General features: G+C 49.0%; 17 protein-coding genes. All 17 read left to right on the top strand.

What is annotated here, in order from left to right; genetic code table 11:
• Window positions 1-16 precede the first annotated feature (16 nt).
• The 17 genes from hypE to fliP all read left to right on the top strand — a co-directional run bounded on the left by hypE (window position 17) and on the right by fliP (window position 16,751).
• Window positions 17-1,003: a hydrogenase expression/formation protein HypE gene (hypE, locus tag K300_RS0107260; RefSeq protein ID WP_022851006.1), complete on the top strand. Its 987-nt coding sequence runs from the start codon at window positions 17-19 to the stop codon at window positions 1,001-1,003.
• A 252-nt stretch (window positions 1,004-1,255) separates the two neighbouring features.
• Window positions 1,256-1,585 carry a phosphoribosyl-AMP cyclohydrolase gene (hisI, locus tag K300_RS0107250; RefSeq protein WP_026836354.1) on the top strand — a complete coding sequence of 110 codons (330 nt, stop codon included), beginning with the start codon at window positions 1,256-1,258 and terminating at the stop codon, window positions 1,583-1,585.
• Window positions 1,586-2,626 carry a type IV pilus assembly protein PilM gene (gene pilM / locus K300_RS0107245; RefSeq protein ID WP_022851769.1) on the top strand — a complete coding sequence of 347 codons (1,041 nt, stop codon included), beginning with the start codon at window positions 1,586-1,588 and terminating at the stop codon, window positions 2,624-2,626.
• On the top strand, window positions 2,623-3,165 hold the full coding sequence (locus K300_RS0107240; protein WP_022851004.1) for a PilN domain-containing protein: 543 nt from the start codon (window positions 2,623-2,625) through the stop codon (window positions 3,163-3,165). Before pilM ends, K300_RS0107240 begins: the two co-directional genes overlap by 4 nt.
• Entirely contained in the window at window positions 3,165-3,734 is a 570-nt protein-coding gene (locus K300_RS0107235; protein ID WP_022851003.1) for a type IV pilus inner membrane component PilO, read from the top strand. The genes K300_RS0107240 and K300_RS0107235 overlap by 1 nt, the downstream gene beginning before the upstream one ends.
• Complete coding sequence (locus K300_RS0107230) at window positions 3,731-4,288, top strand: hypothetical protein (RefSeq protein ID WP_022851002.1); 558 nt, start codon at window positions 3,731-3,733, stop codon at window positions 4,286-4,288. Before K300_RS0107235 ends, K300_RS0107230 begins: the two co-directional genes overlap by 4 nt.
• Window positions 4,285-6,657 carry a type IV pilus secretin PilQ gene (locus tag K300_RS0107225; RefSeq protein WP_022851001.1) on the top strand — a complete coding sequence of 791 codons (2,373 nt, stop codon included), beginning with the start codon at window positions 4,285-4,287 and terminating at the stop codon, window positions 6,655-6,657. The genes K300_RS0107230 and K300_RS0107225 overlap by 4 nt, the downstream gene beginning before the upstream one ends.
• Window positions 6,644-7,774 (top strand): lipid-A-disaccharide synthase, encoded by a 1,131-nt coding sequence (gene lpxB, locus K300_RS0107220; protein ID WP_022851000.1) that lies wholly within the window; start codon window positions 6,644-6,646, stop codon window positions 7,772-7,774. Before K300_RS0107225 ends, lpxB begins: the two co-directional genes overlap by 14 nt.
• Before the next feature lie 265 nt (window positions 7,775-8,039).
• Window positions 8,040-9,158 carry a flagellar hook-length control protein FliK gene (locus K300_RS0107215; protein WP_081646917.1) on the top strand — a complete coding sequence of 373 codons (1,119 nt, stop codon included), beginning with the start codon at window positions 8,040-8,042 and terminating at the stop codon, window positions 9,156-9,158.
• A gap of 29 nt (window positions 9,159-9,187) precedes the next feature.
• A complete protein-coding gene (locus K300_RS0107210) occupies window positions 9,188-9,901 on the top strand; it encodes a flagellar hook assembly protein FlgD (RefSeq protein WP_022850998.1) in 714 nt (237 codons plus the stop codon).
• Between the two features lie 17 nt (window positions 9,902-9,918).
• Window positions 9,919-12,750, top strand: coding sequence for a flagellar hook-basal body complex protein (locus K300_RS16145; RefSeq protein ID WP_022850997.1), 2,832 nt, complete (start codon window positions 9,919-9,921; stop codon window positions 12,748-12,750).
• A gap of 149 nt (window positions 12,751-12,899) precedes the next feature.
• Window positions 12,900-13,664: a motility protein A gene (locus K300_RS0107200; protein WP_022850996.1), complete on the top strand. Its 765-nt coding sequence runs from the start codon at window positions 12,900-12,902 to the stop codon at window positions 13,662-13,664.
• An 8-nt stretch (window positions 13,665-13,672) separates the two neighbouring features.
• Entirely contained in the window at window positions 13,673-14,431 is a 759-nt protein-coding gene (locus K300_RS0107195; RefSeq protein ID WP_022850995.1) for an OmpA family protein, read from the top strand.
• Window positions 14,431-14,937 (top strand): flagellar basal body-associated FliL family protein, encoded by a 507-nt coding sequence (locus K300_RS0107190; protein WP_022850994.1) that lies wholly within the window; start codon window positions 14,431-14,433, stop codon window positions 14,935-14,937. The genes K300_RS0107195 and K300_RS0107190 overlap by 1 nt, the downstream gene beginning before the upstream one ends.
• Entirely contained in the window at window positions 14,934-15,236 is a 303-nt protein-coding gene (locus K300_RS0107185; RefSeq protein WP_022850993.1) for a FliM/FliN family flagellar motor switch protein, read from the top strand. Before K300_RS0107190 ends, K300_RS0107185 begins: the two co-directional genes overlap by 4 nt.
• Window positions 15,229-16,023 carry a FliO/MopB family protein gene (locus tag K300_RS0107180; protein WP_022850992.1) on the top strand — a complete coding sequence of 265 codons (795 nt, stop codon included), beginning with the start codon at window positions 15,229-15,231 and terminating at the stop codon, window positions 16,021-16,023. Before K300_RS0107185 ends, K300_RS0107180 begins: the two co-directional genes overlap by 8 nt.
• Window positions 16,023-16,751: a flagellar type III secretion system pore protein FliP gene (fliP, locus tag K300_RS0107175; protein ID WP_026836352.1), complete on the top strand. Its 729-nt coding sequence runs from the start codon at window positions 16,023-16,025 to the stop codon at window positions 16,749-16,751. Before K300_RS0107180 ends, fliP begins: the two co-directional genes overlap by 1 nt.
• Window positions 16,752-16,784: the final 33 nt, after the last annotated feature.

The following is a 16,784-nucleotide window of genomic DNA, read 5'->3' as shown; positions in this document are numbered from 1 at the left end:
AAAGGAGGATGGAGAGTTGGATAGAGTTACCCTCTCCCTTGGAAGCGGCGGTTCGGCCAGTGCTTCCTTCGTGAAGGAGATGATCCAGACCCGCTTTGGGAATGAATATAACAAGGGTCTACCAGATGCGGCCCACCTTGACATAAAGGGGAAGGTCGCCTTCACCACCGACAGCTATGTTGTACGTCCGGAATTCTTCCCCGGCGGAGATATCGGAAAGCTTGCCGTCTGCGGAACTGTGAACGATCTGGCTGTTAGCGGTGCCAGGCCCCGTTTCCTTTCGCTCGGGCTTATTATCCCCGAGGGCTATCCTTTTGAGCAGCTCGAAAGGGTTCTGGATTCAATAAAGGAGACATCTGAAAGGGCGGGCGTGCTTATAGCCTGCGGTGATACAAAGGTTGTGGACAGAAACGGTGCTGACGGCCTGCTTATAAACACTGCGGGCATAGGCGAGGTCATAATGGACACTGCCTCATTTGAGCGGGTGTGTGAGGGTGATGCTGTTATCTTCACCTCGGATATTGCAAGACATGGGGTATCGGTTCTTATAGAGAGGGGTGAGCTTGGTTTCTCCGGTAACATAGAATCGGATTGCGCTCCGCTTAACGGAATGCTTGAGAGGATCTGGGATTACGATGTCAAGTTCGTTCGTGATGCTACCCGAGGGGGTGGGGCGGCGGTTCTGAACGAGATTGCAGAACAGTCCGGAATGGGCATACTGCTTAGGGAGGATGATATTCCATTGTCAGAGGATGTTGCAAATTTATGTGATATGCTTGGCTTCGACCCTCTGAGTGTTGCGAACGAAGGATTAGCTGTTATAATTGTATCATCTGATGACTCCACGAAACTGCTTAACACTCTGAAAGAAACGCCGGAGGGTGAAAAAAGTGCCCTCGTCGGCACGATAACAGGGGATAAACGTGTTATTATTGAAACGTCAATCGGTGGTCGGCGTGTTGTGGACATGCCTGCTGGCGAGCTGCTTCCTCGTATTTGTTAGTGTTTTATACGGGTGCAGCGGGCAATCTGAAAAAAAATTTGATATAATTGATAACAAGTGCGGGACGTGTCATGCCCCCGATGTTGTATATGCAAAAAAAAGACCCAAATCCGAATGGGATAGGCTGGTCTACGGCATGAAAATGCGTGGGCTTAAGTTGACTGAATCCGAAGAGAAACGTGTTAAAAAGGTTCTCTACGAGAATTTCTCAGTTAAGTAAAAAAAAAATCAGACGAAAAGAGACGTAAGGCTATGGAAGTACCGCAAATAGATTGGGTAAAACAGGACGGACTCCTTCCTGTTGTGGTTCAGGATGCAGACACCAAGGATGTGCTTATGCTCGCCTATGCGAATGAGGAGGCACTCCGGCTTACAAAGGAAACAGGCTTTGCCCATTATTACTCCAGAAGCAGAAAGAGCCTCTGGAAAAAGGGTGAGAGCTCTGGAAACCTTCAGTTTGTTAAGAGTGTTGCCCTTGACTGCGATGGTGATACGCTCCTTTATGTTGTAAATCAGAAAGGTGCTGCCTGTCACACGGGCGAGTGGTCCTGCTTTTATACTAACCTCTATCAGGGAGAATAGATGTTTAGCTCAAAGCAGCAGCTAATTGGAATCGACATCGGAAGCAGTTCTGTGAAGCTTGTGGAGCTGAAGCCGAAGAGGAAGGGCTATACGGTGAAAAGTGCCGTGGAAGTGCCGCTTACCCCCGATGTTATCGTGGAAGGCACTATTATGGATTACGGCGAGGTAACCGAAGCTGTCACCGCTGCTTTTAAGCAGGGTAAGTTTTCCACCAAAGACGTTGCCACCGCCCTGAAGGGGAACAGTGTTATCGCAAAGCGCCTCACAGTGCCCATAAGCGATCCCGATGAGCTCAGCGAAACCTTTATGTGGGAGGCTGAGCAGTATATCCAGATGGATATCGAAGATGTAAGCATCGACTACGAGGTTGTTCATATCAACGATGAAGAGGGGGAGACAGACCTTGTTCTGGCGGTTGCACGAAAGGACCTCATTGTAGATTTCAAATCCGTTCTTGAAGCGGCAAAGCTCAAGCCCCTTGTGGTGGACCTTGAGGTTTTTGCGCTTATGAACTGCTTTATTGCCAACTACGAGGTGGATGAAGAAGCCTCGATGATCGTTAATATTGGACATTCAAATACACTCCTAATCTTTGTAAGAGACGGCAACTACGAGTTCTCCCGTGAGATCCTCAAGGGCGGAAGAAACCTTACCGAGATGATCAGCCAGGGGCTCACAGTTCCCTATGAAGAGGCGGAACAGCTTAAGCATGACAACGAAGCTGTTCAGGGTAGACCCGAGCTTAAGGAGATTGTGGAAAGCTTCAACAACCAGATAGCTCTTGAGATTAAAAATACAATCGAAATGTACGAATCTAACAGCCAGACCAAGCCCTCCCGCTGTTTCCTCTGCGGAGGCGTCAGCTCGCTGGACGGCTTGAGAGAAAGAGTGGAAGAGGTAATTGAAGCGGATGCGAGCTTCTTTGATCCCTTTGCCAGAATGGACATTTCAGGCTCTGTGGACAGGGGTATGCTTGAGGAAAACCTGTATTCCTTTAACGTTGCCGCCGGACTTGCGCTCAGGAGTGTGAAGGACAAATGATAAAGGTTAACCTGCTCGGCAGAAAAAAGAAGAAGAAGCTTAAGGCGATACATATTGAGCTGTTCGCCTTTGTGCTTGCCGTTTGTGCTGTTATTGCGGCTGTGGTCGTTGTTGATATGACTATGAAGGCGAAAACAGCCTTCCTTGAGGAGCAGGTTAACAAGAAGCAGAGGGAGCTCAAGCAGCTTCAGCGTGTTAAGCGGGATGTTGATAAGTTCCAGAAGCAGATGGCCGAGCTTCAGAAGAAGATCGACATAGTCCGTTCCCTTAAGGAAGGTCAGAAAGGCTATTATAAGATACTTACTAATATAGAGCATTCACTCCCGGAGGATGTGTGGCTCTCCAAGCTCAATTACTCCGGTGCCAGCGTTACCTTGAACTGCAGCTCGTTGAGGGTTGCCTCTGTTAATAACTTCGTGATGAATCTCTACGAGACAGGCATGTTCACCAATATCGACCTGAACAAGGCGGATAAGGACACCAAGGACAACGTTGAGGTGAACAACTTTGTGATTGCCGCAGGCGTGAGGTTGGATTAATGAAGAAACTGCAGAATATCCCATTCAGATTCAGACTCATCATTGAGATAATTCTCCTCCTCGCCATTGCGGGCGGATACTACTACTTTAAATATATCCCCCAGGAAGAGAGACTCACCTCCCTTGAGGAGGAGTACGACGGGCTCATCGTCCAGATAAACAAGCTCCGCCCCTACGAATTGAGCTACGATGACTTTAAAGAACAGCTGGAGATACTGCAAAGACAGTTCAATACGGTTCTGCAGGTTCTCCCCAACGAGAAGAGCTACTACCTTCTTTATGACGAAGTTGTCGGACTTGCCGAAAAGGACAAGGTCAAGGTTAATATGTTCCAGCCGGCGGGTGAGAAGAGGGTGGATAACTTCCATTCAAGCGTCAATTTCAGCATGAATATGGTTACGGACTATCAGAACCTCGTACGTTATCTGTATGATCTGAACTATCTGGACAAGATCGTAAACGTTCAGAGCTTCAGCCTTATTAATACCAAGACCAAAGACGGAGACCGAGGTCTGAGTGTTAATGCGACGCTTAATTCATACCGTTTCGACTCAGGGGGTGCACAATGATGAGGATAATCTCAGTTCTTGCGGCCCTGATGGTTGTGGTTTCCTGTGTTGATATCGATCGGGATGAGATCATGCGCCAAAGGGCAAAGGAAAAGCCAGCCAAGCCTATTGAGGTGAATAAGCAGAAGCTCCTGGATCAGGAAAAGGAGCTTATTCAGCTGTTCAGCATAAACTATGTCCAGCCCGACTACGAGTTTGAGAAGGATCCCTTCTACAGCGTCGTGGAGGAATATAAGCAGAGCAGGGAGCTTGAAGAGGAAACCAGCAACCCGCTTCTGCTGGCAAGTGTTGATGAGATCAAGATCAGGGGTATTCTCACCGGCGAGGTGGGTAATATCGCAGTGGCCTCCCTCGGCAAAGACACCTACTATCTTCGTGCCGGGGATGAGATGGGCTTAAACAGGAGCAGGATACTGTTCATCGGCTCTGATTTTATAAGGCTCAGGGACGTAACCGAGGATATCTTCGGCAACAAGAAAACCGAAGTTCGTGAGATACAGCTAGATCCTTATCAGGAAAAAGAGGACGAAGAAAACGGGGAGAAGAAGTCATGAGGGCATACAGATTAGCAATTTTTATAGCTGCAGTTATGCTTCTTGTATCCTGCGCAGGCAAGCAGCCTGTTGCGGATGAGAAGCCTGCAACGGAGATAAAGAATTTCAGGATTGTAGATCTGGGAGACGGTGAATACGGAGCAACGGTTCGAGCGAGTGAGCCGGTGGGCTTTCGTGTGCTTTACTCCAAGAGCCCCTATAAGATAGTTGTCTTTGCCCCGGACGCAAAATTCAGCGAAGAGGTTCTTCACTACAACTTCTCCGACACAGTCGTCGAGGGGATTGTGTTTACCCCCGGCAAGGCGATGAGCCAGATTGAGATACTGCTTACAGAGAATGTGGATTACGATTACTCCATGGATGACAACAACACCCTCGGCGTAACCTTCCGCACTGCACTCCCTGATCTGAAATCAGATACCCTTGGAAGCTATGGCATGGATGTTGAGAACCTAGCCCCCGAAAAGGTAGGTCTCGCAGATGCTGTTAAATCATTCGCAGATAAATCCAATGACGGAACTCTCCACCTTGAGATAGGTCTGGACGGTGTGGCTAGGTACGACTACGGCTACCTTGACGATAACACCCTCTTTGTGGACCTCTTCGATGTCAAAAGCAGTCTCGGTAAGAAGGCATACCCCGGAAACGGCGTGGTCTCCGGTATTAAAGTTGGCGAATACTATCCCCCCAAGAAGGTTCGCTTCCTCGTGGATGTGTTCAGCAGGGTACCTGTTTTCGCAGGACAGAACGGCTCCAAGCTGACTATAACCAGCGACATGGCGGCAGCTCCCGAAGAGGAGCGCTATATAGCATCCATAGATACCCTTAACTACAAGAATATACAGAGCATCGTGGTCAAATTTGTTGGCCGGGTGAGCTACACCAAAAAGATAGTAAACAACGCCCTTCACCTTGAGTTTGAAAGTGATGTAAAGATGCTCGGCAACGTTAAGAACAGATTCAGCTTCAGCAATATGCCATTCAGCGAGATAGAGCTTGTTAAGATAGACGGCAAGCCCGTTCTCGTCCTCGAGCCCTCTGCGGATATCTTCGCAAGGGTGGATACAACCCCCGAGGGCCTTCTCATAAGCGCAAGCTACGAGGAGTTTGCAAGGGCAGCTATGGAGCTTGCAAAGGCCCCTGAAAAGAAAGAGGGAGATAGTAAGCAAGAGGTGAACAAGGACAACCTCATAACCCTTAACATGAAGGAAATGGATATCCGTGAGGCGATCCGTCTTATCTATTATGGAAGGGACATGAACCTCATCTTCGGCGAAGGAGTCAAAGGAGAGGTTACCCTTTTTTTGAAGGATGTTGATTACGAGACAGCCCTTAAACTTATCCTGCGGGACAGAAACCTAACCCTAGTTGAAGAAGGGAACATTGCCTGGGTTATCTCCTCAACCAGATACCAGCAGCGTCAGGCGGAGATAGAGGCGAGAAAACGTGCCGAGATGGAGGCGAAAAACCTTGCACCTCTTCAGACAGAGGTCGTTAGTGTTAATTTCGCCACTGCGGGTGAGCTTGTGGGTATTATCCAATCGGTCCTTTCAAACCGAGGCAAGGTTGAGGTTGAGGCCCGTACAAACAGCTTTGTTATAACAGATACCAAAGAGGCGATTCAGGAAGTTAAGCGCCTTATGAAGAGTGTTGATAAAAGAACGCCCCAGGTTACCATCGAGGCTCGCATAGTTGAGGTTACGGACATTAACAGCCTCGGGCTGGGTATACAGTGGGGTGCCTCCGTTAACGATACAACCAAGGTTCACTTCCCTAATCAGGTAGATGTCGGAGGGGATTCCAGCGGATACATGGTGAATATCCCGGCAGCTGGTGCTGTGGGTACTATCGGTCTTTCGCTCCTTAACCGCACGGGAACCTTCGGGCTGGACCTTGCGCTCAGCGCCCTTGAAACCCAGAACAAGGCCAAGACCATATCAAGCCCCCGTGTGACAACCCTTGATAACATGGAAGCCACTATTAAGAGCGGAAGCACAGCGCTTATCGTTCCTTCGGGGGATAACGCCGAGGCCGAGGAGATCGATGTTGGAATCAAGCTCACCGTTAGGCCTCAAATAACATCAAACAAGATGGTATTTCTGGATATCGATGTTGAGAAAAGCTCCCTCGGCGAGGTAACGGCAAACACAGCCACATCCGATGAGAAGAAGGCCGAGACAAAGGTGCTCCTTGCGAATGGAGAGACAACGGTTATCGGCGGACTGTATCAGGATGAGCAGTCGACAATAGATACCGGCGTTCCCGGCTTCAAGGACATCCCTGTACTTGGATACCTTTTCAAGGGTAAAACGAAAAGGGTTACAAGAAGCGAACTTCTTGTTTTCATAACACCTTATGTCGACATGTAAGAAGTTTTTCGTTATCGCCGGCGAACAGTCCGGCGATAACCATGCCTCCAGCATGTTTAAGAAGCTGGCCAGGCATTGTGCATTTGAGCTTTACGGTACAGGCGGCAGAAAGCTTGCCGAGCTTGGGCAGGTTCAGTACTACAGTATAGATGAACTCTCCGTCATCGGTCTTGACGGGATCCTGAAAAAACTCCCCTTCCTTTTCAAAGTGCGTGATGATCTTCTGGAAAAACTCGATGAAGTGAAGCCCGATGCTGTTCTGCTAGTGGATTACCCCGGTTTTAATCTTCGTTTTGCCAAAAAGATTCGTGAAAAGGGTATCCCTGTCATATTCTTTATCGCACCACAGGTATGGGCGTGGAACTACAAGCGGGTGAATACAATCCGTGAGTGCGTAGATCTTCTTCTCTGCATACTCCCCTTTGAGGAGGAGCTTTTCAAAAAAGAGGGTATAAACGCACGGTTTATTGGAAATCCTATCGTAGACAGTATTGAACTCAAATACACCGAAAGGGACTCCTTTCTGGAGGATGCCGGTCTTGATCCTTCTAAAAAGATAATCGGTCTTCTGCCTGGCTCCAGGTTTCGTGAGGTGGACACTCTGCTTCCAGTAATGCTGAAGAGTGCAGAAAATATGGGGGAAGATTACCAGTTTATTGTGTCAAAGGCGTCCTCTGTACCCGATGAGAAGATAATGGAGCACCTTAGGGGTAAGAATTTCAAAGTTGCCGAGCTCACCTACGATATAATGAAGCATGCCGATTTGCTCTGGATCTGTTCAGGTACGGCCACCCTTGAGGCTGCTGTGCTGGGTACGCCCATGGTTGTGTTGTATAAGGTGGGAATCGTAAGCCAGATAATCGGAAAGATAGTATTAAAGATCAAGTTCCTCGGACTGCCTAACCTTATAGCGGGTAGAGGAATTGTGCCCGAATGCCTTCAGGAGGATCTTGTCCCTTCCAGAATTATAGACAGCACCGAAAAGGTTTTCGGATCCTATGAAACGGTTAAAAGTGATCTGGAGAGAGTGGCAGAGCCTTTTATCGGCCTCAATCCTTCGGAAAAAGCGGCTTGGGAAATTTATTCCTTCCTCTCGGAAAGGGAAAAACTCTCCTGATCCATTCATAAACCAGCCTATACGCCTACTGCATAAGCCTATTCTCTTCAATATTTCAGAATTACGGAAAATATGTTCCTGATCCCTTAGACTCATCGTGGAGGACTGCTATCGATGCTCGCAGAGTTGAGGTATAGTCATAAGGTGTTGGTGAAGCTTGACTATATTGTGCAGGACCGTATGTTTTGACCCGTATAATACTATCGGCAGAAAGCTGAAAAACTTTTGGCACTTTTTTTTCTATTGAGAAGCCGGAGGTGTGGATATGGAACTATTGTCCATGATTGGAATGATGCAGCAGACATCCGCTGCACCCGGCAAAGACATATCCGCAGTACCGAATGACGGCCCAGGCGCTTTCGAAGGTATGATGAAGAAATACCTTAACCGCACAGAGGCAGGAAACGGACAGCGAGATAGCGGCAGTGAACAATCGACGCAGGCAGAAACGCCCGAAGAGGTGATAGATAATCTGGATATCCCCGAGGAACAGAAGGCGGAGCTTAAAGAGGCTCTGGCGGGTATCGATTCTGAGGAGGAGGCGGCTGAATTTCTGGAACATCTGCAGGAGGTCCTGAAGATGAACGGAATAGGTGTGCAGGAAACTATGATTAAGCTCGCCGAAACGCTCTTCGTAAAGAATGCTGAAGGCTTCAGCAATTCCGCCGGAAACCAGCAGAACAAAAATCTGGCACTCGCTATGCAGAACAGCAATGTGATGGAGCAGATGAGCACAGAGCTCACCCAGGAAGAGCTGGAGGTTCTTGAGGCAAAGCTGAAAGAGCTTGCCTCACAGCAGAATGGCGAGAAGAAGGAGCAGGTTTTCCGCTTTGTCCGCACAGAGGGAACCATTGAGGCAAACATGCCCGGTTCCGATGAAAAACCTAAGCTTACCGGCTTTAATGACGGCTCTCTCTTCGACCAGACTATAAGAGGTGGAGAGAAACAGCAGATCGCAAAGCCCACAGCGATACCACAAGAGATTGAGGTAAGAAACCCAAAGGAGATCCTGAAGATTGCAGAGATGATCGAGGTTGCTAAGAGCCAGGAGGCAAAGAAGCTTTCGATTCAGCTTGTTCCGAAAGATTTGGGCAGGATGAATATCGAGCTTGTGGACAACTCAGGCAAGATAACCGCAAAGGTAAGCTTTGAGAGTCAGGAAGCGAAGGCCCTTATGAGCTCGCATACGGATCAGATACGTCAGCATCTTGAAGAGAAGGGGATAATCCTGGAGAAGATGGAATTCCTCTTCGCAGACAGGGACCCGAGGGAAGAATTTCAGCAGGACAGCTCAAATAAGAAAGGCTCATCATCCGCCGACGCAGGCGGGGACACCCCCGAAGAGGATGAAGAGGACGACAGCAGCAGAGGTATATACGCCTAAAGCTGCTTGAGCATCACGGAGGATTTACCATGATGAACGTATCCAACGGAACAACCGTGGACAAAAATATGTATGAGCTGCTCAATGGCGGGCAGGCTCCTGAGGAAAAAAACAACGTCGATAACGATCACGGCGAAATGGATCAACAGGATTTCCTCAACCTTCTGGTAACTGAACTTCAGAACCAGGATCCCCTTGAGCCGATGAAGAACTCTGAGCTCACCAGTCAGACAAGCCAGTTCTCTCAGCTCGAGCAGCTTGTTAATATGAATGAATCCATCAGCAAGCTCAGCGATACCATGACAGGCGCCCAGGGGGTAAATAACCTTTTCTCAGCATCCAGCTTCATAGGTAAGACCGTTGATTACGAAGGCAACAATATCGTCTTCGACGGTGAGGTCGGAGCAATGCAGTTCGAGCTTCCCGATCAGGCATCGTTTAAAACCGAGATTTCGATAATGGATAAAGCGGGGAGGGTGGTAAACACTTTCCAGGCAGGTTCCTACGATCAGGGCAAAAACACCTTCTACTGGGATGGTTCCGATGCGGAAGGCAATATGGTTGAGCCCGGTGTTTATAAGTTCAGGGTCAATGCAGTTGATGTGGATGGCAACGAGCTTGAAACACAGACATATGCCAACGGCGTTGTGGACAGCGCAACACTGGACGGCGGAAAGATCGTTTTCAGCGTATACGGTGAAAAGGTCGGTTCAGACAAGATTATCTCGGTTAGAGGAAGTTAGGTGAGGGAGGTGTCCTTATGATGAGATCACTCTATTCCGCCATCACAGGTCTGGATGTTAACCAGAAAGCGATGGATGTTATCGGAAACAATATATCAAACGTGAATACAACGGGCTTCAAGGGGGGAAGAGCTATATTCCAGTCCCTCCTCAGCCAGACGCTCACAGGGGGTAAAGCCCCTACGGACAACAACGGCGGAATCAACCCAAGGCAGGTTGGTCTTGGTGGCTACCTCGCCGCCGTGGATAACATATTCGAACCCGGTACACTCTCCACAACCTCAAAGACCACAGACCTTGCAATTCAGGGTGACGGTTTCTTTGTTGTGAGAGGCGAGGGGGCGAATGAGATGTACTATTCAAGGGCCGGTGACTTCAACTTCGACCGTCACGGCACCCTTGTTACCCCCGCCGGTTACACTGTGCAGGGATGGATGGCGGATCCCGCCACCGGAGAGGTGCAGGACAGTACCGAGGTTAGCGACATCGTCATAGATGCCAACTACCAGACCGTTCAGGCGAACCCAACTTCCGAGGTTTCCATGAACGCGGTTCTTAATACACAGGCGGATCCTTCTATCCTTGAGTATCCCTCTCTACTACATACTGCAAATACAGCGAACGATGTTTTTTCAATCTTCAGTACAAACGGTATCAAGATGGACCTTGTGGATAACGAGCCTGTGAGGATCAAGGCACACGGTACCGAGATTACCGACATGGGATTTATGTATAATGATTCCGACGTTAACCTTAATCTTGAGGTTGATTCATCGCTTCTTATGTATGTGAACGGCAATCCCGAGACACTCACCTACGGAACGGACTTCAAAACCATGGGTCAGCTTCGTACAAGGATAGAGGATCTGATGGAAGGGGCCGCAGGCAATAATGCCGTTGCTAACAACTTTGTTGAGACCACCGTGGGCGGAACCTTTGACGAAACGATGGTTAGCGCAAGCAGTCATGGTGCGGTTACAGATAACTGGACAATCCAGATCGATCCCGCAGATCCCACCCGCTATACAGTGACCGGAGCCACAGAGGGGCTTATCGGTACCGGTATCGTCGGGCAGGACTTCTCACCCATGAACCCCGCCACCGACAGACCCTATGTAACTATCCCCGGTGCAGCTTGGGGAGGTTCATGGGCAGCGGGTGAGACCATTACTTTTGACACCACAGCGGCGGCAGGCACAGACTTTAATGTAGATATAACTAATGGTACATTCAAGATAACCAGAGAAACGGACAACGGCGTTGATGTACAGGTTAACTCATTCAGCGGAAGCCCCTATCTTTCGGTAATAATGCAGTCCCTCTCCGGAACTTATAATGAGATCTCAACCAGTAGAAGCAGTGATAACATGTTCTTCGAAGACACCGTCTACGCTGGAAGGGATTTCAGCACCCTTTCTGAGATGGCGGCCTCCATTGAGCAGGCCATCGACGGTAACGTTCTACGTGCCAGCGATTTCGCAGTTCAGTTCGACGAGGATAAAGGGCGTTTCGAGTATCAGAACCTTGGAACATACGATTCAGCCACTGGAACAGTGAGCGGAATGGACCTCTCAGGCTTTATGGTTGATAAGGCGTATTCAGGCTCCGTATTCGAGAACAACATGATCCCCTCAGGTTCCATGAGCCTCGGTCCCTCAGACCCAGATAACGACCCAGGTTTTATTGAAGCGAACGATTTCGGCTATTCCGAAGAGTTCTACCGATACGCTAAGGGTGAGGACGAGCTCACCAACCTTTACACCAGCTCCGGCGAATCCCTCGGCCTGGATGATACAGCTATTCTCCAGTTCAATGCCTCCGTAGGCGGGGATTCCATACCCGGCACGGGTACAATACCAGCAGACGGCAAGACTCTGGACGATATGCGGAAGATGATGGCGGACTATATGGGCTATCCCTCCGCCACAGAATCACAGCTGGCTAAGTATATGGGTGATATCGAGGAGAACAGCGGCAAGCTTCAGGTTACCGGTGAGGATGGTGAGCCGAACGAGATCGACTGGATGAAGTTTGAGGTTGTAGGCGGCGGAGACTACGCCAAGTTTTACGACTATTTCGAGTATCAGACGCTCCAGAGTGCAGACGGAGGTTCACTCAACACATCCCAGACCATATACGATGCCCAGGGTGAATCACACGTTCTTAAATATGAATATACCCTTGAGGACTCCACCAATAACATCTGGAAACTGAACATTGAGGCAGCGGACCCGAACGCAAACGTTTCATTCAACCAGACCGGCGGTGATGAGATCCTGCTGCACTTCAATGCAGACGGCTCATTCAACTATGTGACAAGTACAGCCGGAACCAGAATGGCGGACCTTACCTTCAACTACGATACAGCAAACGGGGCCGGAACCATCAGCGACATCGAGATGAATCTTGGAACCCCCTCCCAGTATGACGGGATCTACATCTCCGCCGAGCAGTCCTCGGTGAGCAGTACAGAGCAGGACGGTTACTCTGTGGGGCAGCTTGAGCAGACTCTCTTCAACCCTGCAGGTGAGATCGTGGGTTACTATACCAACGGAAACGTTAGAACCCTTGCCCAGGTGAGCCTTGCTATCTTCACAAACCCACAGGGTCTTATGAAGGTGGGTGATACGGTTTTTGCCGAGACAGGCAACTCTGGTGAAGCAGCTATCGGGAAGCCTCAGACAAGCTTCCGCGGAGACATAGCTTCGGGAGCCCTTGAGAACTCAAACGTGGATCTCTCCAGGGAATTTGTGAGTATGATCACGACCCAGAGAGGGTATCAGGCGAACTCCAGGGTGGTTACAACCAGTGATGAGATGCTGCAGGAGCTTCTCACCCTTAAACGTTAATAAATAATCATAAAGGCGGGGTTTTCCCCGCCTTTTTCACCTCTACATTTCTATTGATGTTTCTTTTCTCATCCTGTATCTTTAGATTAGTGAAAATTTACAAGATGCTTATAACGCTGTTTCTTCATAAATAGTCACGGAAGAAGTCTATGGATCTTTCTACGATAATTGGATTTGTGCTGGCCTACGTTCTGATCGTTGTTGCTCTGATTATTGGAGCCGGAGTGGGTGTTTATATCGACTACCCATCGGTTCTTATCGTTATCGGGGGAACCTTGGGTGTTGTTATGATCAACTTCCCCATGGCACAGATCGCCAGTATGGGGAAGGTGCTGAGCAAGGCATTTCTCCATAAGTCCGAGGACCTTGGCGAGCTTATACAACAGCTGGTTGGCTTTGCTGTCAAGGCCAGGCGTGACGGTATCCTCTCCCTTGAATCTGCAGAGGATGAGCTTGACGATGACTTTTTGAAGAAGGGCATACGACTTGCCGTTGACGGCACTGAGCCTGAGGTTATAAAAACGATTCTGGAAACAGAGCTAGACTATATGGAGGAAAGGCACAAGCTGGGAGCCTCCATCTTCGGTGCGATGGGAGACTTTGCACCTGCGATGGGTATGATCGGAACCCTTGTGGGCCTTGTGGCGATGATGCAGTCGCTTAACGACCCCTCCTCCATCGGCCCCTCGATGGCTGTGGCACTGCTTACAACATTCTACGGCGCCATAATCATGAACATGTTTGCAGGGCCCATTACCGGAAAGCTCAAGGTCCGCTCCGCAGAGGAGATCCTCATGAGGGAGATTATGATAGCAGGAATTATGGCTATCCAGGCGGGGGACAACCCCAGGATTGTGGAACAGAAGCTCAATGCCTATCTATCCCCCGGAAAGCGCAAGTCCCAGTTTGACTAGGAGGCCGTGTGGGAAAGAAGAAATGCCCCGAGTGTGAAAAGGGCGCACCCAAGTGGATGGCCACTTTCACCGATATGAATATGCTTCTACTTACGTTCTTCGTTCTCCTTCTAGCTATGTCCTCCATGGATAAAAGAAAGATTAAAGAGGCCCTCGGCTCTCTGCAGGGCTCTATGGGTATACTTCAGCACGGTAGTAAAACCGAGATGACCGCTGAGGATATCGTGTCCCGCATCAGTTTTGTGGACACGAAGAATAACGTGCAGACAAAAACCATCGCCACCATCAAGAGCTATGTTAAATCTGCAAACCTCTCAAAGGTTGTGACCGTGGTGGAGACCAAGAAGGGCGTCTCTGTACGTATTATGGATTCTGTACTTTTTGGACCCGGCAGCGCAGAGCTGAGACCGGAGGCGAGACCGCTTCTCTCAAAGCTCTCTGCGGTGATCGAAAGCTCGCCGTATAATGCACTGGTCGAGGGGCACACCGACGACACGCCGAGCAGGTCCGCAAGGTTCCCCTCAAACTGGGAGCTCTCTACGGCAAGGGCTGTTTCGGTGGTTAAGTTTATGATAGACCAGGGGGTCAATCCCCAGACACTTGCTGCATCAGGCTACGGTGAGTATCATCCACTTCTGCCGAATATAACGCAGGAGAACAGAGCTAAGAACCGGAGAGTTGAGGTGAACCTTGTCAGCCCCGAACTTTCCGAGAGTAGAAAGAATATATTCGAAGATGAAAACACAGAGGAAGATGGAGGATTTTAATGGCAGATGAAGAGAATGCCCAACAGGAAGGGGGCGGGAAAAAGAAATCCAAGCTGAAGCTTATTATCATTCTCCTCGTTGTCCTGATTATTCTCGGAGGGGGCGGATTTGGAGCTTATATGTTCCTCTTTAAGGAGAAACCTGCGGAGAATCCTTCGGCACAGCAGAACGAGCAGGTTCCCACAAATGAGCCTCAGCAGATAGGAGAGCTTTATCCCTTTGACAGCTTTATAGTAAACCTTGCGGACCCGGGTGGAAGCAGATACCTTCGTGTTACCCTGCAGGTGGAGCTTGGCCAGTCCAAGGAGCTCAAGGAAGAGATGGATGCAAGAAAGCCCCAGCTGAGGGATGCAATATTGACTATACTTTCATCCAAGCGCTTTGAGGAGGTCAATTCCTCACAGGGGAAGATGATACTAAAACAGCAGATAACCAGAAGGCTTAACTCCCTGCTCACCAAGGGGCAGGTGCTTAATGTTTATCTTACGGAGTTTGTGGTTCAGTGAGTTCCGAGAAGAATTACGATAATGAATACGTAAAATCACAGTTCGGAGAGGTTCTCTTTGACGTTATGGTCGAGCTCGGCCGTAAGAAGGTCAGCATACGTGAGATGCTGAACTGGGAGAAGGGAACCATCCTTAAGTTCAATAAAACCTCGGGTGAGCCTGTGGATTATCTTGTGAACAATAAACCTCTTGCACTGGGCGAGGTTATGGTCCTTGATGATCGATTTGCGGTGAGGATCACCGAGATCCTCAATAAGGAAACCCTCACCGAGATGTATAAAGACGGAATTTATGACTAGGCTCCTCCCCGCGATTCTTCTTATTGTTTTGTACATAACCATTCCGGCACACTCTGCCGAGGTGAAGTCAGAGCTGGGGGATAAGCACCTGTACATATCCATCCAGTTTGAGAAGGGATATTCCAATGTCCGCAGTATCAAGCTGGATAACTCTTACATCATAAGCTTTGATACAGCCGAAGATATTGAGTACAGTGAGGATTTCTGGGATAGCCCCGTAGATAAGGCTTATATAAAATCCGACGGCACACGTAAGAAACTTATAGTAGACTTTGAGAGAACTCTTATAGAGCCGGATGTTCTTTCCAACAACGGCAAGCTCACCGTTTCCTTCCCGCTGGAGGGCGTTCAGACCGCCGATGGTGAGGGGAATCAGGAGATAAACGCAGGGTCCTACCTGCGTATTGTTACGGGTCTCATCTTCGTTGTTATCATGATACTCGTTATCTTCTGGATGTTTAAAAGCTTTATGAAACGGAAGGTTTTCTCCGATATCCCCGGTTCTGGGAGACTGCTAGGCAAGGCGGATCTTGAGATACGCAAGAGCCTATATTTCTATGAGCTGGGCAACGCACTGTACATTATGGGTGTTACAGACATGGGGATAAACCTTGTGGATAAGATAACCGACGAGGAGGAGATAGAGGTGATCAAGGCCGGCTTCTCCCGCAAGACAGAGTTCTCGAGCTACTTCAACTTCTTCAAGAAAGGTGGAGAGCTTAAGGCCGATATAGACGTTTCGAGAAACCAGATAAAGGAGAAGCTGAAATCACTAAGAGAGCGTTGATAACAGTTTTTCTGCTTCTTTTAAGCACATCCGCCTTCGCCGCAGAGCCTCTCCCCCTTCCGAGCTTCACCTTCGGGGTGGAACAGGGGCAGAACCCGCAGGATGTGGCCGTTACCCTGCAGATAATACTGTTCATAACCATTTTGAGCCTTGCACCTGCCATACTCGTGCTTATGACATCGTTCACGAGGATCCTCATCGTGTTCTCATTCCTCCGTACGGCCATGGGAACCCAGCAGATGCCCCCCAACCAGGTTCTTATTGGGCTTACTCTCTTTCTCACGTTTTTCATCATGACCCCGGTATTCAACCAGGTTTATGAGGAGGGTCTGGCACCGTATTTCAACGAAGAGATCACATTCAACGAGATGTATGAGCGGGTTCGTAAGCCGATACGTGAGTTCATGCTCTATAATACCCGTCGTGAGGATGTTCGTGTTTTCCTGGATATTTCTGGTACAGAGCGGCCTAAGACGGTTGACGATATCCCCGATTCGGTTCTGCTTCCATCCTTTGTGGTGAGTGAGTTGCAGACCGCATTCCAGATGGGCTTTATGTTGTATCTTCCGTTCCTTATCATAGATTTTGTTGTGGCGAGCGTTCTTCTCTCCATGGGTATGATGATGCTACCGCCGATTATGATCTCTGTTCCGTTCAAGATCCTGCTTTTCGTACTTGTGGACGGTTGGGGGCTTATCGTCACATCCCTTGTGAAGAGTTTCCTTTAATTTTTCTGTTTCCAGCGATCCTCATAAAGTTTA

This window comes from Limisalsivibrio acetivorans (assembly GCF_000421105.1).
Lineage (GTDB): Bacteria > Chrysiogenota > Deferribacteres > Deferribacterales > Geovibrionaceae > Limisalsivibrio > Limisalsivibrio acetivorans.
Note: the sequence above shows the minus strand (reverse complement) of the source record. Positions and strands in the feature narration are given on the sequence as shown.

What these genes read in the sequence shown, in the direction of transcription:
- hisI (WP_026836354.1), top strand. Translation starts at nt 1,256, where the DNA reads ATGGAAGTACCGCAAATAGATTGGGTAAAACAGGACGGACTCCTTCCT.
- pilM (WP_022851769.1), top strand. Translation starts at nt 1,586, where the DNA reads ATGTTTAGCTCAAAGCAGCAGCTAATTGGAATCGACATCGGAAGCAGT.
- K300_RS0107240 (WP_022851004.1), top strand. Translation starts at nt 2,623, where the DNA reads ATGATAAAGGTTAACCTGCTCGGCAGAAAAAAGAAGAAGAAGCTTAAG.
- K300_RS0107235 (WP_022851003.1), top strand. Translation starts at nt 3,165, where the DNA reads ATGAAGAAACTGCAGAATATCCCATTCAGATTCAGACTCATCATTGAG.
- K300_RS0107230 (WP_022851002.1), top strand. Translation starts at nt 3,731, where the DNA reads ATGATGAGGATAATCTCAGTTCTTGCGGCCCTGATGGTTGTGGTTTCC.
- K300_RS0107225 (WP_022851001.1), top strand. Translation starts at nt 4,285, where the DNA reads ATGAGGGCATACAGATTAGCAATTTTTATAGCTGCAGTTATGCTTCTT.
- lpxB (WP_022851000.1), top strand. Translation starts at nt 6,644, where the DNA reads ATGTCGACATGTAAGAAGTTTTTCGTTATCGCCGGCGAACAGTCCGGC.
- K300_RS0107215 (WP_081646917.1), top strand. Translation starts at nt 8,040, where the DNA reads ATGGAACTATTGTCCATGATTGGAATGATGCAGCAGACATCCGCTGCA.
- K300_RS0107210 (WP_022850998.1), top strand. Translation starts at nt 9,188, where the DNA reads ATGATGAACGTATCCAACGGAACAACCGTGGACAAAAATATGTATGAG.
- K300_RS16145 (WP_022850997.1), top strand. Translation starts at nt 9,919, where the DNA reads ATGATGAGATCACTCTATTCCGCCATCACAGGTCTGGATGTTAACCAG.
- K300_RS0107200 (WP_022850996.1), top strand. Translation starts at nt 12,900, where the DNA reads ATGGATCTTTCTACGATAATTGGATTTGTGCTGGCCTACGTTCTGATC.
- K300_RS0107190 (WP_022850994.1), top strand. Translation starts at nt 14,431, where the DNA reads ATGGCAGATGAAGAGAATGCCCAACAGGAAGGGGGCGGGAAAAAGAAA.
- K300_RS0107180 (WP_022850992.1), top strand. Translation starts at nt 15,229, where the DNA reads ATGACTAGGCTCCTCCCCGCGATTCTTCTTATTGTTTTGTACATAACC.